Source organism: Paenarthrobacter sp. Z7-10, from assembly GCF_026932795.1.
GTDB lineage: Bacteria > Actinomycetota > Actinomycetes > Actinomycetales > Micrococcaceae > Arthrobacter_M.
On record NZ_JADPVH010000007.1, the window covers coordinates 58174 to 80316 of the forward strand.

Sequence of the window (22143 nt, forward strand, 5' to 3'; positions counted from 1 at the left end):
CCCGGCTAGACCTCGCGGGAAACGACGGCGCGGGCAAAACTCGCCAACGCCGACTTGACCTTGCCATCGGGAATCGGTGCCAGCGCTGCGACCGCATCGTCGGCCCACTGGCGGGCCACTGCCCAGGATTCCGCGGTGGCTGGATGCTCCCGCAGCGCCGTAACCGCCGCGGCCAGCACCTCATCCGTGCTCAGGTCCCCGTCAACCAGCTCCAGCACCGCTGCGGCCGGCCCGTCCCCGGCAGCCGCGCTCCGGCGCAGGATCAGCACCGGCAGGGTGGGCACGCCTTCACGCAGGTCGGTGCCCGGCGATTTTCCGGAAACCTGCTTCAGACCCGTCACATCAATGACGTCGTCGGCCAGTTGGAACGCCACGCCAACCTTTTCGCCATAGTTCACGAGCACATCCTGGATCTCCTCGCTCACGCCGGCGAAGATCGCGCCGAGCTGCCCGGAGGCGGCCACCAGCGAACCGGTTTTGTCCGCGATGACGGAGAGGTAGTGTTCCACCGGATCCTCGTCCGCGCCCGGTCCGACGGTCTCGTGCAGCTGTCCCAGGCACAGGCGCTCGAAGGTGCGCGCCTGGATGCCCAGTGCGCGGGCGCCAAGCTCGGAAACCAGGATGGAGGCGCGCGCGAAGATCAGGTCGCCGGTCAGGATGGCCACGCTGTTGCCCCAGACCTCGTGCGCGGTTGGGGCGCCGCGGCGGAACGGCGCGGAGTCCATCACGTCGTCGTGGTACAGGGTGGCCAGATGCGTCAGTTCGACGACGACGGCGGCACGGACCACATCAGGATGGGATCCATCCCCCAGCTGCGCGGCAAGCAGCGTCAGCAGCGGGCGGATCCGTTTGCCGCCCGCCTCCACCAGGTGCCGGCTGGTGGCATCGGCGAGCGGATCCGAATTGGCGATGGCCTCCCGCAGTTCCTTCTCCACTTTCGCCATCGACATGGACATGACCGGTCCCAGCTCCGGATCCGTGGCCACGTCGGAAAAGCCCTGCGGCAGCATTAACCCCGTGGCAATGGCCAGCGTGGTTGGATCAGGCTCAGCCGGATGGGGCAGGCCATGCCCGGCGTGGGTCCAGCTGCGGTCTGCGGAAGTAGTCACGGCTTAACACTAACTTTTGGAAGGATGGATGACTGCGGAGGCAGCGGCTGGACAGACTGGTTGGTAGTGGCCGGAGCCAGCTTCTCCAGTAGGGAAATCACTCTATCCTCAAAGCCCCCCGGAGTTTCGGTCAGGTTGGCCAGCATCCGCACCACGAAGCGCATCAGGGGCGGAACGGGCATGCCGGTGCGCAGCGCCAGCTTCATAATGGCCGGCCTGCCGATCATTGCGGCGAACGCCCTGCCAAGGGTGAAGTGGCTGCCCCACTGGTCCCTGATGTGCACGGCGTAGCGCGAGAGCACCTCATCGCGGGCCGGCAGCGAGCTCGCGCCCCCGGCCTGGACAATGAATTCGGCGGCGAAGCGGGCCGACTCCATCGCATAAGAAATGCCCTCGCCGTTGAACGGACTGACCATTCCACCCGCGTCGCCGAGCAGCAGCAGCCCAGGCGAATAGTGCGGGGTGCGGTTGAAACCCATGGGCAGCGCCGCGCCGCGGATCTCCCCCACCTGGTTCTCCGGTGTGAATCCCCAATCCGCAGGCATGCCGGCGGTCCAGGTGCGCAACACCTGCTTGTAATCCAGCCGGCCGAACTCGCGGGAGGAATTGAGGATGCCCAGGCCGACGTTGGAGGTGCCGTCCCCCACGCCAAAGACCCAGCCGTAGCCAGGCAGCGGATTGCCGGACTTATCCGGCAATTCCAGCCAGCCCTCCATCCAGTCGTCGGTGTGCCGCGGGCTGGTGAAGTAGGTGCGGACGGCCACGCCGAGCGGCCGGTCGCCGCGTTTGTGCAGGCCCAGCGATATAGCTGTCCGGCTGGAGTTACCGTCCGCGGCGAGCACCACATCGGCCGCGAAGTCCACGGTTTCACCGGTCTTGCGGCCGGCCCCGTCCAACACTGCCGCCCGCACGCCGCGCACCCGGCCGCCGTCGTCGTCCAGCAGGACGGAGGTCACGCTGTGGTGCTCACGCACGACGGCGCCCGCGGCCTCGGCATGCCGGGCCAAGGCCTCGTCAAATCCCAACCGGGTGCGGATCAGTCCATAATCCGGGAAGCCGCTCAGCTCCGGCCAGGGCACCTCAACTGTGCACCCCGCCGCCACCAGACGCAGCCCCTTGTTCCGGCGCCAGCCGTCGGATTCCGGGTGCGGCAGTCCGAGCCGGACAATTTCGCGTACGGCCCGGGGCGTCAATCCATCGCCACAGACCTTTTCACGCGGAAAGGCTGTCTTTTCCAGCACCGTGACATCCACTCCGGCCCTGGCCAGATAATACGCAGCCGTTGAACCGGCGGGACCGGCGCCAACAATGAGGACTTTCATTCAGCTCCCAGTCCCGACAGACTTGCGCCGGCCCTTGGCCAGCGGACCGGTGGGTGCCACATCCCCGCGGCCGGGCTTATGCGCCCGGTGAACGGCCACGATGCCGCCGCTGAGGTTGCGGTAAGCCACATTGTTCCAGCCGGCCTCCGTCAGCCACGCCGACAGATTATCCTGATCCGGCCAGGCGCGGATGGATTCAGCCAAGTACACATAGGCCACCGGGTTGGAGGAGACCTTGGTGGCAATGGCAGGCAGCGCGCGCATCAGGTACTCGGTGTACATGGTCCGCCACAGCGCCACTGTGGGATGGGAGAACTCCGCGATCACCAGCTTTCCGCCGGGCTTGGTGACCCGCAGCATCTCCCGCAGGGCCTGCTGCGGAGCGCTGACATTGCGCAGTCCGAAGGAGATGGTCGACGCATCGAAGGAATTGTCCGCAAAGGGCAGGTTGGTCGCGTCCCCTGCGACGAAATCAATGTCAGGGCGCCGGCGTTTCCCCACCTTGAGCATGCCCACGGAGAAATCGCACGCCACCACATCGATCCCGGCGTCCGCATACGGCTCGCTGGACGTCCCGGTTCCGGCGGCAACGTCAAGGACCCGCTGGCCGGGCTTTGCCGAGACGGCCTCCACCACGATCCGGCGCCAGCGCCGCGTCTGCCCCATGGACAGGACATCATTGACGACGTCATATTTGGGGGCAACGTCGTCAAACATTGCGGCTACTTCTTCCGGACGCTTCTCCAACGATGCTCGGGTCACGTTTCTATTCTCTCAAATTTTCAGCTGCCGCGCCCAAACGGTGCAGGGACGCGGCAGGGACTGTACCCAACCGGTGCCGGGACGCGCCGCTGCCGGTCGTTGGCGCCGGTTCGCTGGCACTAGGACTGGCACTAGAGGTACGGGGCACCGGCCGCCAACACCCGTGCGGTACCGCAGCTGCCGCAGAGTAATGTTTAACCATCATGACTGCGTCCCTGGCCACCCTCACCGTCCCGCTGGACGCGCACCTGCTGAACACTTTGCTGGCCGCTCAAGCCGGGAAACTGACGGTTCCCACCGCCGATCCCGCCTCGCATGCCGGGGAACTGACGGCTCCCACCGCCGACCCCGCCGCCCAGGCCGGGGAGACGGCACTGTTTCGGCGCCTGGTTGACTTCCTGCGCGTCGATGATGTGCTCTGCTGGAGCCGCCGCGGCGACGGGCTGGCCGGCTTCGGCGAGACCGCCCGGTTCACTTCCCGCGGTCCGGAGCGCTTTTCCGAGGCTGAACAGTGGTGGAAGTCCGTGCTGGCAACCGCCGAGGTCCGCGACAACGTGCGGTTGCCAGGCTCCGGCGCCTTGGCCTTCGGGTCCTTTGCTTTCTCCAAAGTCTCCGTCTACGAATCGCGGCTGATCATCCCGCGCGCCGTGGTGGGCTTCCGGGATTCGCAGGCCTGGCTGACGCAGTTGACGTTCGACGACGCTCCACTCACTGCCAAGGGAGCCCACCGCGAACTGGCCCGGCTGCTGGCCGCGGCGGGCCCCCAAACGGCCACGGTGCCAAACAGTTTTGGTGACGGGACAGTTGTTGACGGGACAAGGGCGGACACCGCGGGTGATTCTCACGATCCCGCCGCGGCGGTGCTTTCCACGGGTTCGTTGAGCGAGCAGGAATGGATGGACACGGTTGCCCAGGGCGTGGCGGCCATCGAGGCTGGCGAACTGGAAAAAGTGGTACTGGCCCGTGACGTCGTGGCCCGTTTCGCCTCACCTGTCAGCCGCGCCGGCATCCTGGCCGCGCTGGCGGATAAGTACAGCGAATGCTGGACCTACGGCGTGGACGGGCTGCTGGGCTCGACGCCGGAAATCCTGATCAAAGTGGACGGAACCACGGCACAGGCCCGCGTCCTTGCCGGAACCCTTGACCGCGACGGCGCCCCGGACGGGGAAGAATTCGCCCGCCAGGTGCTGGCCGGATCCCGGAAGCAGCGGCACGAGCACGATTTTGCCGTTCGGAGCCTGACCCGCCAACTCGCGCCGTTCGCCACGGACCTCTCGTTCCCGAAGGAACCCTTCATCCTGGAACTGCCCAACGTCTGGCACCTGGCCTCGGATGTGAAGGCCGAGCTGGCCGACGTCGACGGCCACCTGCCCACGCCGCTGGCGCTGGTGGAAGCGCTGCATCCCACCGCCGCCGTCTGCGGCACACCACGAACGGAAGCCGGTGCCCTCATCCGCCGGCTGGAAAAACTCGACCGCGGACCCTACGCGGGTCCGGTCGGCTGGCTGGATGGCAGCGGCAACGGGGAGTGGGGCATCGCCCTGCGCGGGGCAGTACTGGAATCCCACAGCAGCGTGCGAATGTATGCCGGCTGTGGCATCGTCGCCGCATCCGATCCCGCGGCCGAGCTGGCGGAAACCTGGGCGAAATTCCGTCCCATGCTGCAGGCACTGGGACTGCGGCCCTGACAGGTCGCTGAATCCGGTATTCCAGACAGGACCTGCGGGACAGCTGTTGTCATTCCCCTCGGCAAGTTGTCGAATAGTAAAACGTTGTTGTCTGTGATGTACATCTCTTCGGGCTACACTTTAAGTCAACACCCATTCCGTACCAGAAAACCAAAGGTAAAAACATGCCGTTCTCCTCCACGCTGCCGGTCAAAGTTGTCAGCATCAGGCTTGCCGCCGTGGCCGCCGCCGCGGCGCTGGCACTCACCGGCTGCACCACTGCTTCCCAAACCTCAAACGTTGCCCCCTCGGGATCCACCAAGTTTGATCCGTCGACCGTGCAGAGGGACGATGCCTTGGCAGCCATGGTCCCGGCGGCGCTGAAGAGTAAGGGAACCATCGACGTCGGCTCGGACACTTCCTACGCACCGGCGGAGGCGCTCGGTGGATCGGACGGCCAGACCCCAGTCGGCTACGACGTCGATTTCGCCAAGGCCATTGCTGCCACCCTGGGCCTGAAAGCAGACGTGCACACCGCGGATTTCACCGGGATCCTTCCGGCCCTTGGTCCCAAATACGATCTGGGGATCTCCTCCTTCACGATCACACCGGAACGGCTTAAAGCCGTCAACCTGGTCAGCTATTTCAACGCCGGCACACTCTGGGCGGTACAGAAGGGCAACCCCAAGAAGTTCTCCCTTGATGACATCTGCGGCAAGAGCGTGGGCGTCCAGACCGGAACCGTCGAAGAAAACCCGGATGTTTCCGGCCGATCCAAGAAATGCACGGACGCGGGCAAGCCGGCCATCAAGGTCGTCACGCTGAAAACCCAGACCGACGTCACCACCCGGCTGGTCAACGGCAGCATCGACGCTATGTCCGCCGACTCTCCCATCATCAACTACGCGCTGTCCCAGACCGGGGACAAGCTGGAACTGCTGGGCGATCTCTACGACGCGGCCCCGCAGGGCATCGCTGTTGCCAAAAAGGACACCGCCTTGGCCGAGGTGGTCAGCAAAGTCATGAACAAACTGATCAGCGACGGAACCTACACCAAGATTCTTGAAGCCTGGAATAACACCAAGGGCGCGATCAGCAAGTCCGAGGTCAACCCGGCGGTCGGCAGTTGAGCAGCCCCGCCCCAGCCGGAACGTCCACGTCGGGACGGCCCCGCAGCAAACCTGAGCTGATCTCGGCTGTTCCGGTCCGCCATCCCGGCCGCTGGGCCGGAGCCGTCGTGATTATTCTCGTCCTGGCACTCGTAGGACAGTCCTTGGCGACGAACCCTAACTTCCGCTGGGACACGGTACGCACCTACATACTGGACGTGCTGGTGGTCCAGGGAATCGGCTGGACCCTGCTGCTGACCGTGCTGTCGATGGTGCTGGCGATTGTGCTTGCCATCCTGCTGGCCTTCATGCGCCAGTCGGACAACCCGCTCTTCCGCTATGTCAGCTGGGTCTGGGTCTGGTTTTTCCGCGGCACCCCGGTCTACACCCAGCTGACCTTCTGGGGGCTGGTGGCTGTGCTCTATCCAAAGTTGTCCGCCGGCGTGCCGTTCGGACCCCAGCTGTTCAGCTTTAACACCCAGGATGTGATCACCGTAGGCGTGGCCGCCGTGCTGGGCCTGGGACTGAACGAGTCCGCCTACCTTGCCGAAATCTTTCGGGCTGGCCTAAAGTCCGTGGACAACGGCCAAATGGAGGCCGCCGAGGCGTTGGGCATGCGCAAGTCCAAAATCATGTGGCGGATTATCCTGCCGCAGGCCATGCGGGTGATCGTTCCGCCAACAGGCAATGAAACCATCGGTATGCTCAAGACCACCTCGCTGGTGCTGGCGGTGCCGTTCACTCTGGACCTGACGTTCGTCACGAACAGCATCGCGAACCGCACCTACCTGCCCATTCCACTGCTGATCGTCGCAGCCATCTGGTACTTGGTGATCACGAGCCTATTGATGGTGGGGCAGTACTTTATCGAGCGTCATTACGGCAAGGGCGTGGACAACCTGGTCCCGGCCCCCGTCAAGGCAACACAGGCAGTGACGGCCGCGCACACCACGCAAACCGTCGTCCCCGGAGAAGGTGGCCACGTATGAGTTCGCCAACGAATGACCGTATCAAGACGCCGGCCGCGCCGGCCGCCACCCCCCTGGCCGAGAGGGAAACTTTGGTGCGGATCCAGGACGTGCACAAATTTTTCGGCTCCCACCATGTGCTCCGCGGCATCGACATGGAGGTCAAGCAGGGTGAGGTGTCGGTCATCATTGGGCCGTCCGGATCCGGAAAGTCCACGTTGCTGCGCTGCATCAACCTGCTGGAGACCATCAGTGCGGGCCGTATCTATGTCCGGGATGAGCTCATTGGCTACCGCGAGGTCAATGGCCGGCTGCACGATCTAACCACCAAGGGAATCGCCGGTCAGCGCCGCGAAATCGGCATGGTGTTCCAGCGCTTCAACCTGTTCCCACACCGCACCGCGGTGCAGAACATCATCGAGGCGCCCACCCAGGTCAAACGGCAGCCCAAGGCGAAGGCAAAGTCCAAGGCGCTGGAGCTGCTGGACCGGGTGGGGCTGGCCGACCACGCTAACCACTACCCGGCGCAGCTCTCGGGTGGCCAGCAGCAGCGGGTGGCCATTGCCCGGGCGCTGGCGATGGAACCGGAGCTGATGCTCTTCGACGAGCCCACCTCTGCCCTGGATCCCGAGCTGGTCGGCGATGTGCTCAACGTGATGAAGGACCTGGCCGCCTCCGGCATGACCATGATCGTGGTGACCCACGAAATTGGTTTTGCCCGCGAGGTTGGCGACACGCTGACGTTCATGGACGCCGGCGTGGTGGTGGAAAGCGGAGATCCGCGCGAGATCATCGCCAATCCGCAGCATGCCCGCACGCAGGAGTTCCTGGGCCGCGTGCTCTAGCTGCAGCGCAACCCTTTGAGGTGGCACTGCGCTCTCATGTCGTTCCAAACATGGGCGCGCAGTGTCAGCTCAACTGCCGTGAGGCGGCTCGACGGCGGCTGTTAAGGCCGCTGCGATAGCCCCGCGGAGCCGGGCATGCAGCCGCTGCAGGCCCTCCCGGGAGCTGCGGATCTCCAGGATGGACCGGCCGGCCACCGGTTCCGCGAGCGCTGTTGCCAGTTCCTCCGTCGTCGAAATCAGGCGGTGGCGGACGCCGTAACCACCGGCCAGCGCCGCCAGATCCGCCGCATGCGGTGTGCCAAAGAGGCGTTCGACGACGGCGGCGTACCGGGGGCTGCGGCCCAACGTGCCGTGCTCCAGCAGCGAAAAAATGCCGCCGCCGCCGTCGTTGAGCACAATCAGCTGCAGATCGGGCACGCGCTCCCCCGTACCCAGCAGCAACGCGCCCACGTCGTGCAGGAACGTCAGGTCACCAAGCAGGGCACGCACTGGTGTCCCGTTCGCCAGTGCAATGCCGGCCGCGGTGGCGAGCGTTCCGTCAATGCCGGCCAAACCTCGGTTGGCGTAGACGGGTGCTCCAGCATCCTGCTGCGGCCGGCCCGCCAAGTCCACATCCCGGATCGGATTGGACGATCCGAGCATCAGCGGCGCGGCGCGATGTTCCCACACCAGCCGGGCCACCTGCACACCCGTCAGCTCCGGTTCGCCGGCCAGCAGTTCCTCCAGAACAGTCTCTGATGCCGCCGCGGCGACCTGCCAGCGGTTCAGCCAGCCGGATGGGCCGTAGCCGGCGAAGTCGGCGAGCTCGGACCAGCCGGTAATAATCTGCTCGCTCCGGCGGCCTTGGACAAACCACGCCGCCGGACGCGGCAGATACAGCGCACGCTTCACATCCGCGCGCGCCAACAGCGCTGCCACCGGACGGGACAGCGTGGGCCGGCCGAAGACCACGACACGTTCGATATCCGGGCCCAAATGTTCCAGCAGCAACCGGTAGGGACCGACCGCGTTGGGTCCGAAGCGGGCATTGGAGGACGGCTCGGCCAGCAGTGGCAGGTCCAGTGCGCGGGCAAACTCCTCCGCCGACGGTCCCGCTGCGTGTCCGGCCACCACCACAGTGCGCAAGCCAACCCCGCTGCTGCTGCTGCCCGAGGGCTGCAGACCAGGAGTTAGTTTGCCAGCGCCGGTACCTGCGCCGTCAGCGGCGGCACCGTCCGGCCATGACGGCATGTCCCGCAGCTGGCGCTCCATCCCGTCCAGCACGTCGTCGGTCCTATCCAGCAGCACGTCCGTGCCCTCCAGCAGCGCGTCTGTGCCCTCCGGAATGCCGCCGTCCGGCTCTGCCCAGCCACTGCCGTCGAGGGCAGGAGTCAGCGGGTCGCGGAAGGCCAGATTCAATTGCACCGGGCCTGCCGGCGTTCCGGGCAACCGTCCCTGCGCGGCGCTCAGCGCGGTTCCAATGGCCCCGCTCGGATCAGTCCCGGCCGGAACGTCGACGGCGAATCGCACGTGTTCGCCGAACAGGTCCAGTTGGAACGTGGTCTGGTTGGCACCCGTCCCCCGCAATTCCTCGGGCCGGTCGGCGGAGACGATCAGCAGTGGAACGGCAGCATGGTTGGCCTCCATCACCGCCGGCAGCAGGTTCCCCACCGCTGTCCCGGAGGTTGTCACCGCGGCCGCGGGGGCACCGGATCCCAACGCCAGACCCAGCGCGGTGAAGCCGGCCACGCGCTCATCGACGCGCACCACCAGCTCCAGCAGCCCGGCTCCCTCCGCCTCGGCCAGCGCGTAGGACAGCGGCGCACTCCGTGATCCCGGTGCCAGCACCACCTGCCGGACGCCGCCGTCGAGCAGTGCCTGAACCGCCAGCCGGGCGGCGTCCATCGAGCTAAGGGAACCCATCCCTCCATCTAAGCGCATCAGCAGCAGCCTTGCGGCGCATCCAAAAGCATGGCCGGTACGGGTCAGGCTGCCGTCATGGACAAACAACTCATGTACAAATATGACGCAACACTGGCCAGCCGACGGTCATTTCGTGTTTAGTAGGTCAGGACCATCCCGAGCGGCCGAGATACCTGGATCGATGAAACCGCAGCAACCCCCTGGCACTCAACAGTGCAGGACGGTGCTAATGCCAGGACCGATGGAGTTTCCTCATGACGACGCACCACTTTCCCGTGGACCAACATCCGGCACCGCAACCGACCCCGCTTCCCGGCCCCCTGCGCCCCGATTCCAATCCCAACCCCACAGACTCCAACCCCACCCGCTCCAACGGTGATCGGGTGGCGTTCTGGGCGGAGGCTGCCCGCGAGCTGGACTGGGAACAGCCGTGGCACACCACGCATACCTTCGAGCCGGCGGGCCCGCAGCCGCTGAGCGTACCTAAAATCCAATGGTTCGCCGGTGGGCGCCTGAATGTCGCGGTTAACTGCGTGGACCGGCACGTGGCCGCCGGCCATGGCGCGAGGACTGCGCTCTACTTTGAGGGCGAACCGGGCGACCGGCGCGCCATCAGCTACGCCGAACTCCAGCAGGAGGTCTGCCGGGCAGCCAACGCCTTGACCGCACTGGGGATCGGCAAGGGCGACCGGGTGGTCATCTACCTGCCGGTGATTCCGGAAACGATCATCATCACACTGGCCGTGGCCCGGATCGGCGCCATCCATTCACTGGTCTTCGGCGGGTTCTCCGCCGAATCCCTGCGCTTCCGGGTGGAGGACACCGGAGCTAAACTGCTGGTCACCTCGGACGGCCAGTACCGCCGCGGCAGCACCGTCGAGGTCAAGACCACTGCGGATGCCGCCGTCGCCGGGCAGAGCGCCATCGAGCACGTGCTGGTGGTCAGGCGTACCGGCTCGGCGATCGATTGGACGCCCGGCCGCGATCGTTGGTGGCATGACGTGGTTGGCACAGCCAGCGATGTCCATGCAGCTGAAGCCTTTGACGCTGAAACGCCGCTGTTCATCATGTACACCTCGGGCACCACCGGCAAGCCGAAGGGCCTGCTGCACACTTCCGGTGGCTACCTGACCCAGGCCGCACAGAGTTTCCGCTTCCTGTTCAGCAATCCGGATCCGGCGCAGCGTGCTGCGGACGTGCACTGGTGTACCGCGGATTTGGCCTGGGTCACCGCGCACACCTACGAGATTTACGGTCCACTCGCCAACGGCGCCAGCCAGGTGATCTACGAGGGCACGCCCAACGTTCCGGATCCGGGCAGGCATTTCGAGATCATCGAGCGGTACGGCGTCACCAGCTATTACACCGCCCCCACGCTGGTCCGCGCGCTGATGGGTTGGTTCCCCGACGGCATCCCCGCCCACCACAACGTCTCTTCGATCCGGCTGCTGGGCACCGTCGGCGAGGCTATCAATCCCGCGGCGTGGCAGTGGTTCCGCGCCCATCTCGGTGCGGGTACCGCGCCCGTGGTCGACACCTGGTGGCAGTCCGAAACGGGCGCCGCGGTACTCTCACCTCGACCGGGCGACGCGGCATTCAAGCCGGGTTGCGCGTCCCGACCGCTGCCTGGCCTGAGTGCGCTGATCGTCGACGACGACGGCGTTCAGGTTCCGCCCGGCGTGCACGGCTCGCTGGTGCTGGATGGACCGGGGCCGGGGATGGCCCGCGCAGTGTGGGGAAACCCGCAGCGCTATCTGGATTCGTATTGGCGCCAATACGCCGCGCAGGGGTATTTCCTCACCGGTGACGGTGCTAAATACGACGACGACGGCCACGCCTGGATTCTGGGACGCACCGATGATGTGCTCAACGTTTCCGGTCACCGGCTCTCCAGCATTGAGATCGAATCGGCGCTGGTGTCCCATCCCCTGGTCGTGGAGGCAGGCGTGGCATCGGTTGCAGATCCGCTGACAGGGCATGCGATCGTGGCCTTCGTGGTGCTGCGTCCGGAAGCGGCTTCAGCCGCTGCGGCCGCGGCCGCCAGTTCAGTCAATGCGGTGCGTTCAGTCAGTGAGATACTGCGCGCCCACGTGGCCCAGCAGATCGGTCCGATCGCCAAGCCGTCCGCCGTCGTCGTCGTCCCGGACGTACCCAAGACCCGCTCCGGCAAGATCCTGCGCCGGCTGCTCAGTCAACTCTACGAAGGCGCCCCAACTGGGGACACCGCGTCGCTCCAGAACGCAACATCCATCGCCGGCATTACCGCGGCCCTGGCACAACGGAAGAAGGAAACCGCATGAGCACCCTCCCCGCACCCCGGATCGACCTTTCCACGCCGCTGAAATTTGCCTACTGGGTTCCCAACGTCTCCGGCGGCCTGGTGGTCAGCACCATTGAACAGCGCACCGATTACAGCTTCGACTACAACAAGAAGCTGGCGCGGATCGCCGAGAACAGCGGCTTTGAGTACGCCCTCACTCAGGCCCGCTACGCGGCCTCCTATGGTGCTGACAAACAGCACGAGGCCACCAGCTTTTCGCTGGCCCTGCTCGGTGCCACGGAGCGGCTGAAGGTGATCGCCGCAGTGCACCCGGGCATGTGGCACCCGGGGGTGCTGGCCAAGTTCATGATCACCGCCGACCAACTCTCCAATGGCCGCGCCGCCGTGAATGTGGTGTCCGGCTGGCTCAAGGACGAGTTCGTCAACTTCGGCTTGCCCTGGCTTGAACACGACGAGCGCTATGTGCGCACCGAGGAGTTCATTCGGGTGCTGCGTGGGCTGTGGACCGAGCAGGGATACTCCCAGCAGGGTAAGTACTACAACATCAACAACTTCACCTTGAAGCCGTCGCCGGTGGACGTTCCCGGACGGCCCCACCCGGAGGTCTTTTTCGGCGGCAACTCCACCGCCGCCCAGGCCACGGCCGGCCGCGTGGCGGACTGGTACTTCTCCAACGGCAAGGATCTTGAAGGCTTCAGCGAAAACATCGCCGGCGTGACGGCCTCCGCCGCCGAGGTGGGCCGCCGGCCGCGATTCGGCCTCAACGGCTTCGTGATAGCCGGCGATTCCGAGAAGGAGGCGCGTGAAACTTTGCGCGAAATCGTGGCCAAGGCGCACAAACCCGCCGTGCAGGGATTCCGCGACGCCGTCCAGGAGGCCGGCGCCTCGACCAAGGATGGAAAGGGAATGTGGGCCGATTCCTCCTTCGAGGATCTGATTCAGTACAACGATGGTTTCAAGACCCAGCTGATCGGAACGCCGGAGCAGATCGCCACCCGGATCGTGGAGTACAAGAAACGCGGCGTGAACCTGATGCTGACCTGCTACCTGCATTTCCAGGAGGAGGTGGCGGCGTTCGGCCGGGACATCCTGCCGATCGTGCGCGAACTCGAGTCCGAGGCCGCCCGTGCGCACGGAACCGAGCTGAACAACGATTTGCTTCCCGTCACCGCCCTGCAGGGAGCGTCCGCCTGATGGCTGAGCACAGCTTCGGCTTCCGCACCCGTGCCCTGCACGCCGGCGGGACGCCCGATGCGGAGCATGGTGCACGCGCGGTGCCGATCTACCAAACCACCTCGTTCGTGTTCAAGGACACCGACGACGCCGCCAGCCTCTTTGCGCTGCAGAAGTACGGCAACATCTACTCCCGGATCGGCAATCCCACGGTGGCCGCGTTCGAGGAGCGGATCGCCTCGCTGGAGGGCGGCATCGGTGCGGTCGCGACGTCGTCGGGCATGTCCGCCGAGTTCATCGCCTTCGCGGCGCTGGCCGGCAGCGGGGACCACATCGTGGCTTCCTCGCAGCTGTACGGCGGAACCATTACCCAGCTTGATGTGACGCTTCGCCGCTTCGGGGTGGAGACGACTTTCGTGCCCGGTACGGATCCGGCGGACTACGCCGCGGCGATCCGGGAGAACACCAAGGCCGTGTATGCGGAAATCGTCGCCAACCCCTCCGGCGACATTGCTGACATCGAAGGGCTGGCTCGGGTGGCACATGAGGCCGGAGTGCCGCTGGTGGTCGACGCTACTCTTTCCACGCCGTACTTGGTGCGGCCCATCGAGCACGGCGCGGACATCGTAATTCACTCAGCCACCAAGTTCCTCGGCGGCCACGGCACCACGCTGGGCGGCGTCGTCGTCGAATCCGGAAAGTTCAACTGGGGCAACGGGAAATTCCCCACTATGACCGAGCCGGTGGCCTCCTACGGCAACGTTTCCTGGTGGGAAAACTTCGGCGAATACGGTTTCCTGACCAAACTGCGCTCCGAGCAGTTGCGCGACATTGGCCCCGCGCTGACACCGCTTGCCGCGTTCGCGCTGCTGCAGGGAGTGGAAACCCTTCCGCAGCGCCTCGACGAGCACCTGAAGAATGCGCTGGCCGTCGCACAGTGGCTGGATGGCGATGACCGAGTGTCCTATGTCAAGTACGCCGGACTGCCTTCACACCCACACCATGAACGGGCCAAGAGGTACCTGCCGTTGGGGCCCGGGTCGGTCTTCTCCTTCGGAGTCGCCGGTGGCCGGGCGGCCGGCCGGGCGTTCATCGATGCGCTGCAGCTGGCCAGCCACCTGGCCAACATCGGCGATTGTAAGACGCTGGTGATCCACCCGGGATCCACCACGCATCAGCAGCTGTCCGCCGAACACCTCGCGGCCGCCGGAATTCCCGAGGATCTGATCCGGATCTCGGTGGGGATCGAAGACCTGGCGGACATCCTCTGGGACCTCGACCAGGCTCTGGACGCGGCTCAACGCGCAACCGGCCCCGCCGAGGGCAGCACGGCCGAGGGCAGCACGGCCCACGCCAACACCACCGAAGCACGTGAAGGAGCCACCGCATGAGCAACGCCCACACTGACCGCACGTGGCAGGGGCCTTCCGCCGCCGACCGCCTAGGCATCCTCCGTAACGCCAAATCCATCGCCATCATCGGCGCCTCGGACAAGCCCTCCCGGGCGTCCTACTTCGTGGCCACCTACCTCGCCTCCACCTCGTACCGGGTCTACTACGTAAACCCCGTGGTCAAGGAAATCCTGGGCCAGCGCACCTATGCCTCGCTGGCCGAGGTGCCGGAACCGGTGGACATTGTCGATGTCTTCCGCAAGCACGATGACCTGCCCGGGGTGCTGCAGGAGTCCATCGCCGCCGGCGCCAAGAACCTTTGGCTGCAGCTGGGCTCCTGGCACGAGGCGGTGGCTCGGAAAGCGGAGGCGGCTGGCCTGGGCGTGGTGATGGACCGCTGCGTCAAGATCGAGCATGCTCGCTTCCACGGTGGCCTGCATCTGGCGGGATTCAACACGGGCGTCATCTCCGCCAAGCGTCAGGTACTGGCGTGAAAACATTGGATGCATCCACGCTCCAACGGGAAGTCCTGGGGCGCTTCGCTTCGGGCATCGCCGTCGTGACAGCCATCGGCAGGAGTGGCCCGATCGGCTTCACTTGCCAATCCTTTGCCTCTCTCTCGCTGAACCCGCCACTGGTGAGCTTCAGCCCCTCCCGCAGCTCGAGCACCTGGCCGCGGATCCGCGAGGCGGAGAGCTTTTGCATCAACGTCCTCTCACACGAGCACGAAAGTATCAGCAACGCCTTCGCCCGCTCCGGCAGCGACAAGTTCGCCAACGTCGGCTGGACCCCGGCCCCCTCCGGTGCCCCCATTCTGGACGGTGTGATCGCCTGGGCGGACTGCACACTGTGGGCGGAGTACGACGGCGGCGACCACACCATTGTTTCGGCCCGGGTCCACAGCCTCGCCGAGGGCGGTGACAGCCCTCCCCTGCTCTTCTACCGCGGCGGCTACGGCCTCTGAACGGCGTAGCAGCGGCGCAGCCGGTCCAGCCACCATTGCCGGCGGCTGCTGCCCGCGGCGAAGCGTTCCAGTAACTCGGGATCGGCGGCAACGTCCCGGAGGTACATGCCGCCGTCGGCCGCGACCAGGGAATCCCGCACCACGTCCCCAGCCATCAACGAGACAGTGCCGAGGCCACAGGCGTAGGGAAGTTCGGGCAGTGCGGCAGCGAGCGCCAGCCCGGCCCGGATACCCACCGAGGAATCCAGTGCCGAGCTGACCACGGCGGGCAGGCCGGCGGCGGCAACAATGTTCAACGCGCGGCGCACCCCGCCCAGCGGGGCCGCCTTGACGATGATCAGGTCCGCCGCACCGGCCCGGGCCACCGCGAGTGGATCCGTTTCCTTCCGCACGCTCTCATCCGCGGCGATCAGCACCGGCACGCCACCGGCACGCATCGTGCGGCGCAGCTGCGCGAGGCCCTCGATGCTGGGAACCGGCTGCTCCGCGTACTCCAGGTCAAACTCCGCCAGCCGTGTGAGGGCGGTGACCGCCTCCGGGACGGACCAGCCACCATTGGCGTCCACCCGGACCGCGGCCATCGGCAGCGCCGCGCGAACGGCGGCGACCCGGGCGACGTCGTCGGCCAGCGTCTGGCCGCGCTCGGCAACCTTGATCTTCACGGTGCCGGCCGCGTCAAAGGAGCCGAGGACCTCGGGAACCTGTGCGGCGGGAACCGCCGGGACCGTCGCATTGACCGCAATGTGGTCCCGGACCGGAGCCGGGAATCCCTCCCAGCCCGCCTCGATTGCCGCAGCCAACCAACGTGAGGCCTCGTCGTCGTCGTACTCCGGAAAGGATCCGAATTCGGCCCAGCCCGCGGGCCCGTCCAGCAGCAGCACTTCACGCTCAAGCACGCCGCGGAACTTCACCCGCATGGGCAGCGCAACCACATGGGCGGCGGCGAGAAGGGCATCCAGGGAAGGCAGCTGCGGCATGGTTTTACTCTAGCCCCGGCTGGTCGAGGACCCCGCCGGCCGGGATCGGAATCCCGGTGTCCGTTGCCGGGACGGGCCAGGATTGTGGGAGCCTAGAGGAGATGACTTCGAACACCCGCAAGCCGGCACGTCGCTCGGTGACCCCAGCCAAGGCGGCCCCGCACGCCGTACTGTTCCTGCTGTGCGCCGCCGCCGCGGTTGCGGGTCTGATCGCCACGTATGTTTTCTTCGTGCGGACCTTTACGGGTCAGTACATCGACGAGTCCGCGCTGGATGAAGCGTCCCGCGTCCAGGCCGTCGTGGGGGTCCAGGTGGCAGGCTTCCTCGATGCGCTGCCTGTCACTTCAGTGATCATCGCCGCCCTCGTTGTGCTGTTTGTCTGCCTGAAGAGGCGGCGCTGGAAGGTGGCGGGAATCGCGGTGGGCGCCATGGCCGCAGCCAACCTGTGCACGGAAGTGCTCAAGTTCTCGCTGCCGGACCGACCTGACCGCGGCATCGTGACGCTGGGCCTGAACTCCCTCCCGTCCGGACACAGCACACTGGCTGCCTCCTCCGCTGCGGCGGTATTCCTGGTCGTCTCCCCACGCTGGCGTCCGCTGGTGGGCTTCGCCGGCGGCAGCTATGCGATTTTCTCCGGGGTGTCCACGGTGATCAATGGTTGGCATCGGCCGGCGGACGTGGTGGCGGCGTTCCTGATCGTGACGTTCTGGACGGCACTGGCGGGCCTGGTGATCCTGCGGACCGGACCGGGCTGGAATGTTTGGGACGGCTTCGGCGAACATTGGGCTGCGTCCCGGGCCTGGCCGCTGCTCTCGCTGCTGGCGGCGGTCGCTGCGGCGGGAATGGCCGCCGTCGTCCTGCAGCAACTCACCCCCGCCGGCGGCAGCCGGACCAGCACGACGAACTACTTTTGGACGGGCGTGGCACTGATCGCGGTCTGCGGATACTTGCTCACCGTGGCCGGAACACTGGTTTTTGCCCTGCAGACACGCCGCCACAGGCCTCGACGACGCAGCTCGCGGCGACATATGCACTGACAGGGCGGGACCGCCGGGCAGCCGTGCCCGGTCAGCGCAGGCGTGCCGTTGTCGGAGTCCGCGATATCCAGTACCAAAGCACGGCCGCGGCGGCGACCCCCAGCAGCCCGGTGGCAGAGATTCCCACGGCCAGCGATGCCAGGGCCGTTATGCCAGACAGCAGTCCGGGACCGCCAGAGCTGCCGATGTCGGAGAGAAATCGCCAGATGCCCAGGAATTGTGCCCGACCGGGTGAAGGTGAGTAGTCCGCCCCCAGGGTCATGATCATGCCGGAACCAATCCCGTTGCCGAAGCCGATCAGCAGGGCCACCAGCAAAAGTGACACGGCCCCGGTGCTCAGCGGCATCAACAGCAGTGCGATGGCCATCAGCAGCATGGACGGAACCGCCACCCAGGTGCGCCCCTTCCGGTCCATCACCTTGCCCGCGGGGTAAAAGACCAGCATGTCCACCGCGCCGGAGAGCCCGTAGATCAGGGACGTCACAGTGGCATTCAAGCCGAGATGTTCAGCCCACAGCGGGAGCACGGCCTGCCGGGACGCCCGCACCGCACTGACCAGCAGGATACCGATTCCCACCGTCAGAAAGAGCCGGCCGTGGCTGGTGACAATCGAGCGAATTGTGGGCGCCGGGGCAGCTCCCGCGCGGGCGTGGGTTGGATGCACCAGATCCGGCAGGGTCCAGGCCACTGCTCCGGCCAGCAGCACCGCACCGGCTCCCACCCAATATGATCCGGAGAGTCCGAGGAGATGGATGGCCAGTGCTCCGGCGAAGGGCCCAAGAAAGATGCCGATCCGCATCACACCGCCCAGGGTGGACAGCGCGCGGGCCCGGAAATGCACCGGAACGGCCTCGGTCAGATAGCTTTGCCGGGCCAGGTTGAACACCGCTGAAGCCGTTCCGATCAGGAAAATTCCCGCTGCAAAGACCCAGATGGTGGGCGCGACGACGCACATCAACATGGCGACCAGGCTGATCCCTGCGGCCACCACGATGGCGAGCCGTTCTCCGTACCGGGCGGTGATGACCGATGCCGGGATATTGCTCAGCAGGGAGCCTATTCCGATCAGTGTGACAATCAGGGCCGCTGTGGCAACTGTGGCTCCCAGGCTGCGGGCGCTGAGGGCGATGACCGGAAGGATCGCTCCTTCACCGATTCCGAACAACAGTGACGGACCAAAAGCCGGAACGGCGATCTTACGGAGGTTGAATCCGGCCGGGCCGTTCGGTGCGCTCATTTATCCCACTGTAGACGGGACGGCTCTAGGAGCTCGTTTCCTGCAGCCGCTTGATGAACCAGCGGGATTGTTCCGGCCCGTACGGCAGGATCGGAATGGCCTTTGTGGCGTCGTTAGGCATTTCACGGGTTGCCTGCCTTGCCTGCCGCACCGCGGTGGTCATGGTGTTGGCCATGGTCCGCACAAATTCGTCGTCCACCGGCTGGCCGTGGCCAGGCACCAGGAATTCGTATCGGTGCCGCAGCGCGGAGAGCTGGCGCAGGGAGTAGGCCCAGTCCGCCGGAAAGGAATCCTCGAAGGAAGGATGCGACCCCTGCTCCACCAGATCGCCGGAAAAGAGCGTCGTAGCCGTACCCACCAGCAGGTCGCCGTCGGTGTGGCCCCGGCCCAGGTAGAAAAGGGTCACGGGAGTGCCACCCAGATCAACGATCACCGGCTGGCTGCCAACGACGGCGGTGGGCAGCACAATCTCGGTGCCTTCGCCCTTTCCGGCGGCCATTTCGGGCTCACTGTCCGGCAGCATCGTCCGCTGCTCGGCGGACGCCTCCATCTCGCGCACCGCATTTTCATGCGCCCAGATTTCGGTGGCACCGGCACCGGCAAACACCGCATTGCCAAAAAAGTGGTCATAATGCGCATGCGTGTTCACCACCACCAGCTCGAGCTCGGTGATGCCGCGGACTGCTGCCAAAATTTCCGCCGCCTGCCGGGGGCCGCAGCCGGTATCAATGACCAGGGCACGGGCTTCGCCAACCACCAGCCCGGTGTTCAGCAGTGCTCCTGCCGTGCTGAGCACGTAGTTTCCGGCTCCGACCTTTTGCACCTGCGTCATTCGATTCTCCACACTCTCTACAAGTCCGCCAGCACCGCGCCCGGGTTCTCGATGGCATCGGCCACGTAGCGCAGGAAGCCGCCGGCCGTTCCGCCGTCACAGACCCTATGGTCGAAGACCAAGGTCAGTTCGGTAAGTTTCCGCACCGCGAGCTCTCCCGCCACCACCCACGGCTTGTCAATGATGCGCCCCACGCCCAGGATTGCCACTTCAGGATAATTGATGATTGCGGCGGAGCCATCAACGCCGAAGACACCATAGTTATTCAGCGTGAATGTTCCGCTGGTCAGTTCCGCCGGGCTGGCCTTGCCTTCGCGGGCGACGGCGGTGAGCCGGCGGATCTCTCCGTCCAGTTGGCGGGCGCTGAGCTTTTCCGCATGCCGGATGGACGGAACCATCAGCCCGCGCTCCGTCTGTGCGGCGAAGCCAAGATTAACGCCGTCGAACGCCACGATCCCGTTGCCATCCGCCATCGGGTCCACCCGGGTGTTCAGTTCCGGGAACTTGGCCAGTCCAGCAATGACGAACCGGGCAATAAAGGCGAGCAGTCCCGGCGTACTCCCCGCAGTTGCCGGCGTCTCGGCCCGCTTCATCTGCTGGCGCAGCTGAACGAGCGCAGTCGCGTCAACGTCCACCCAGACCGTCGCTTCCGGAATCTCGCTGCGGCTCCGGCTGAGATTGGCGGCGACGGTCCTGCGCAGGCCTTTGATCGGTGTCCGGGAACGCACTTCCAGCCCGGATCGGGGATCAACCTCGGCGGCAGCGCCAGCGGTATCTGCCCCGGTATCTGCACCGGCAGGGCTAAAGGCAGCCGGCAGGGCGGCCTCGACGTCCTTGCGGAGGATCAGGCCGTCCCTGCCGGTTCCGGTGAGTCCCGCCAGCGCAACGCCGTTGTCCCGGGCGAGTTTGCGCACCAGCGGAGAAATCACCAACGGCACGGTGCCGGTGCCGGTGCCGGCTTTGGCAGGGCCAGCGTTGGAGGAGACTGCGGCGGGAGCAACGCTGACAGCAGCATCAGTGCCCACGCCAGTTTCCCCGGATGCAACCTTCCGCGGTCGGGTCCGGCCGCCAGCACCGTGGCCGGACGTTCCATAGCCGATCAGCACATTCCCCGAGCCACCGGTCGCGGCCTCAGCCCCGGAGGCGGCCATGGCGTCAGTCTTGGCACCAGTCGCGGTGTCAGACTTGGCACCAGTCCCGGTGTCAGACCTGGCACCAGTCCCGCCAGACGCTTCAACCAGGAAACTCTCCGCAGGGGAATCGGCCGCGGGAGCCGCAGGCAAACCCGAAGGCAAACCTGCAGCCGAACCCGCTTCCACGGAGAGCAGCGGCTTGCCCACATCAAGGGTTTGGCCGGCCTCACCATGGAGCACCGCCACCACGCCCGCGAACGGAGACGGCACCTCCACGATTGATTTCGCCGTTTCCACCTCCGCGATCGGCTGGTCAACGCGGATCTCGTCGCCCACCTTGACCAGCCAGTTCACCAGCTCCGCCTCGGTGAGACCTTCACCCAAATCGGGCAGTAGGAAAACCTGCATGCTCACTGGTCCTCCCACTGGAGCTCATCAACGACGTCGAGGATGCGGTCCACTCCGGGCAGGTAGTGGTGTTCAAGCTTCGGCGCGGGGTAGGGAATGTCGAAGCCCGTGACGCGCCGCACCGGTGCGGCCAGCGAGTGGAAGCAGCGTTCCTGCACCCGAGCCACGATTTCCGCGGCCACGGAGGCGAAACCTGGTGCTTCGGCAATGACGACGGCGCGTCCGGTGCCACGGACGGCGGCGCAAACGGTTTCGTCGTCGAAGGGAACCAGGGAGCGCACATCGATGACCTGCAGCGACCGGCCCTCCAGCGCCGCGGCTTCGGCTGCGGCGAGCGCCGTTGGCACGGAGGGGCCATAGGCGATCAGCGTGGCGTCAGTTCCCGCCCTCGCGATCACGGCCTTCCCGATGGAGCTGGCCGGCTGCTGGGGGCCGCCGCCGGCCGCCTTCGAGGCATACCGCGCCCGCAGCGCATCCAGATCCACCTGCTCCTTGGAGAAGTACAGCTTCTTCGGCTCCAGGAAAACCACCGGATCCGGGCAGGCGATGGCATCGCGCAGCATGGTGTACGCGTCCGCCACGGTGGCCGGGGCCAGCACGGTCAAGCCCGGAGTATGCACGTAGTAAGCCTCGGAGGAATCGCAGTGATGCTCCACCCCGCCGATGCCGCCGGCATAGGGAATCCGGATCACCAGAGGCAGCTTGACCCGGCCCTTGGTCCGGTTGGGCATCTTCGCGACATGGCTGACCACCTGCTCGAAGGCCGGGTAGGCAAAGGCGTCAAACTGCATCTCCACCACCGGGCGCATGCCGTTCATTGCCATGCCCACGGCCATTCCCATGATTCCGGATTCGGCCAGCGGGGTGTCGAAGCAGCGTTCCTCGCCGAAACGCTTGGTCAGGCCGTCGGTGATGCGGAAGACCCCGCCCAGGGTGCCGACGTCTTCACCGAAGACGACGACGGACGCGTCAGCCGCCAGCGCGTCCTCCATGGCGTAAGTCAAGGCTTTCGCGAAGGTCAGGCTC

19 protein-coding genes and 1 riboswitch are annotated in these 22143 nt (G+C 66.0%); of the genes, 10 read left to right on the plus strand and 9 right to left on the minus strand.

The features are described from left to right. Positions 1-5: 5 nt before the first annotated feature. From IV498_RS03735 to IV498_RS03745, 3 genes are read right to left on the minus strand one after another with little or no spacing between them, the layout of a single operon-like run. Positions 6-1109: a polyprenyl synthetase family protein gene (locus IV498_RS03735; RefSeq protein ID WP_269045207.1), complete on the minus strand. Its 1104-nt coding sequence runs from the start codon at positions 1107-1109 to the stop codon at positions 6-8. Then, on the minus strand, positions 1106-2431 hold the full coding sequence (locus tag IV498_RS03740) for a geranylgeranyl reductase family protein (protein WP_269045208.1): 1326 nt from the start codon (positions 2429-2431) through the stop codon (positions 1106-1108). Before IV498_RS03740 ends, IV498_RS03735 begins: the two co-directional genes overlap by 4 nt. Further along, on the minus strand, positions 2432-3193 hold the full coding sequence (locus tag IV498_RS03745) for a demethylmenaquinone methyltransferase (protein WP_269045209.1): 762 nt from the start codon (positions 3191-3193) through the stop codon (positions 2432-2434). Positions 3194-3396: 203 nt separating this feature from the next. Here IV498_RS03745 and IV498_RS03750 point away from each other — a divergent pair, with 203 nt between their 5' ends. From IV498_RS03750 to IV498_RS03765, 4 genes are all read left to right on the plus strand, one after another. After that, the gene (locus IV498_RS03750) at positions 3397-4881 is read left to right on the plus strand and encodes an isochorismate synthase (protein WP_269045210.1); all 1485 of its coding nucleotides are present in this window, start codon (positions 3397-3399) and stop codon (positions 4879-4881) included. 164 nt (positions 4882-5045) lie between these two features. Beyond that, positions 5046-5990, plus strand: coding sequence for an ABC transporter substrate-binding protein (locus IV498_RS03755; RefSeq protein WP_269045211.1), 945 nt, complete (start codon positions 5046-5048; stop codon positions 5988-5990). Further along, entirely contained in the window at positions 5987-6958 is a 972-nt protein-coding gene (locus IV498_RS03760; RefSeq protein ID WP_269045212.1) for an amino acid ABC transporter permease, read from the plus strand. Before IV498_RS03755 ends, IV498_RS03760 begins: the two co-directional genes overlap by 4 nt. Next, positions 6955-7782: an amino acid ABC transporter ATP-binding protein gene (locus IV498_RS03765; RefSeq protein ID WP_330059153.1), complete on the plus strand. Its 828-nt coding sequence runs from the start codon at positions 6955-6957 to the stop codon at positions 7780-7782. Before IV498_RS03760 ends, IV498_RS03765 begins: the two co-directional genes overlap by 4 nt. A gap of 69 nt (positions 7783-7851) precedes the next feature. Here IV498_RS03765 and menD read toward each other — a convergent pair whose 3' ends face one another. Then, positions 7852-9702, minus strand: a complete 1851-nt coding sequence (gene menD, locus IV498_RS03770) for a 2-succinyl-5-enolpyruvyl-6-hydroxy-3-cyclohexene-1-carboxylic-acid synthase (RefSeq protein WP_442951271.1) — start codon at positions 9700-9702, stop codon at positions 7852-7854. 130 nt (positions 9703-9832) lie between these two features. Beyond that, positions 9833-9932: riboswitch (SAM riboswitch) on the plus strand. A 6-nt stretch (positions 9933-9938) separates the two neighbouring features. Here menD and acs point away from each other — a divergent pair. The 5 genes from acs to IV498_RS03795 are packed head-to-tail and all read left to right on the plus strand — an operon-like array spanning position 9939 to position 15493. Then, the gene (gene acs / locus IV498_RS03775) at positions 9939-11984 is read left to right on the plus strand and encodes an acetate--CoA ligase (protein WP_269045214.1); all 2046 of its coding nucleotides are present in this window, start codon (positions 9939-9941) and stop codon (positions 11982-11984) included. Next, the gene (gene sfnG, locus IV498_RS03780; RefSeq protein WP_269045215.1) at positions 11981-13159 is read left to right on the plus strand and encodes a dimethylsulfone monooxygenase SfnG; all 1179 of its coding nucleotides are present in this window, start codon (positions 11981-11983) and stop codon (positions 13157-13159) included. Before acs ends, sfnG begins: the two co-directional genes overlap by 4 nt. Further along, positions 13159-14529, plus strand: coding sequence for an O-acetylhomoserine aminocarboxypropyltransferase/cysteine synthase family protein (locus IV498_RS03785; protein WP_269045216.1), 1371 nt, complete (start codon positions 13159-13161; stop codon positions 14527-14529). The genes sfnG and IV498_RS03785 overlap by 1 nt, the downstream gene beginning before the upstream one ends. Continuing rightward, positions 14526-15023 carry a CoA-binding protein gene (locus IV498_RS03790; RefSeq protein ID WP_269045217.1) on the plus strand — a complete coding sequence of 166 codons (498 nt, stop codon included), beginning with the start codon at positions 14526-14528 and terminating at the stop codon, positions 15021-15023. The genes IV498_RS03785 and IV498_RS03790 overlap by 4 nt, the downstream gene beginning before the upstream one ends. Next, a complete protein-coding gene (locus tag IV498_RS03795) occupies positions 15020-15493 on the plus strand; it encodes a flavin reductase family protein (protein WP_269045218.1) in 474 nt (157 codons plus the stop codon). The genes IV498_RS03790 and IV498_RS03795 overlap by 4 nt, the downstream gene beginning before the upstream one ends. Here the strand turns inward: IV498_RS03795 and IV498_RS03800 are convergent. After that, entirely contained in the window at positions 15481-16470 is a 990-nt protein-coding gene (locus IV498_RS03800) for an o-succinylbenzoate synthase (RefSeq protein ID WP_269045219.1), read from the minus strand. The two genes, IV498_RS03795 and IV498_RS03800, sit on opposite strands and share 13 nt — an antisense overlap. A 101-nt stretch (positions 16471-16571) precedes the next feature. Here IV498_RS03800 and IV498_RS03805 point away from each other — a divergent pair, with 101 nt between their 5' ends. Further along, positions 16572-17507 (plus strand): phosphatase PAP2 family protein, encoded by a 936-nt coding sequence (locus tag IV498_RS03805; RefSeq protein ID WP_269045220.1) that lies wholly within the window; start codon positions 16572-16574, stop codon positions 17505-17507. A gap of 31 nt (positions 17508-17538) precedes the next feature. Here IV498_RS03805 and IV498_RS03810 read toward each other — a convergent pair whose 3' ends face one another. Genes IV498_RS03810 through IV498_RS03825 form a run of 4 tightly spaced genes read right to left on the minus strand, consistent with a single transcriptional unit; the run spans position 17539 to position 22109 of the window. Next, positions 17539-18744 carry an MFS transporter gene (locus IV498_RS03810; RefSeq protein ID WP_269045221.1) on the minus strand — a complete coding sequence of 402 codons (1206 nt, stop codon included), beginning with the start codon at positions 18742-18744 and terminating at the stop codon, positions 17539-17541. Positions 18745-18769: 25 nt separating this feature from the next. Then, on the minus strand, positions 18770-19576 hold the full coding sequence (locus tag IV498_RS03815) for an MBL fold metallo-hydrolase (protein WP_269045222.1): 807 nt from the start codon (positions 19574-19576) through the stop codon (positions 18770-18772). A 17-nt stretch (positions 19577-19593) separates the two neighbouring features. Continuing rightward, positions 19594-21117, minus strand: a complete 1524-nt coding sequence (locus IV498_RS03820) for a dihydrolipoamide acetyltransferase family protein (protein WP_269045236.1) — start codon at positions 21115-21117, stop codon at positions 19594-19596. Between the two features lie 2 nt (positions 21118-21119). Next, positions 21120-22109: an alpha-ketoacid dehydrogenase subunit beta gene (locus IV498_RS03825; RefSeq protein ID WP_442951273.1), complete on the minus strand. Its 990-nt coding sequence runs from the start codon at positions 22107-22109 to the stop codon at positions 21120-21122. Positions 22110-22143: the final 34 nt, after the last annotated feature.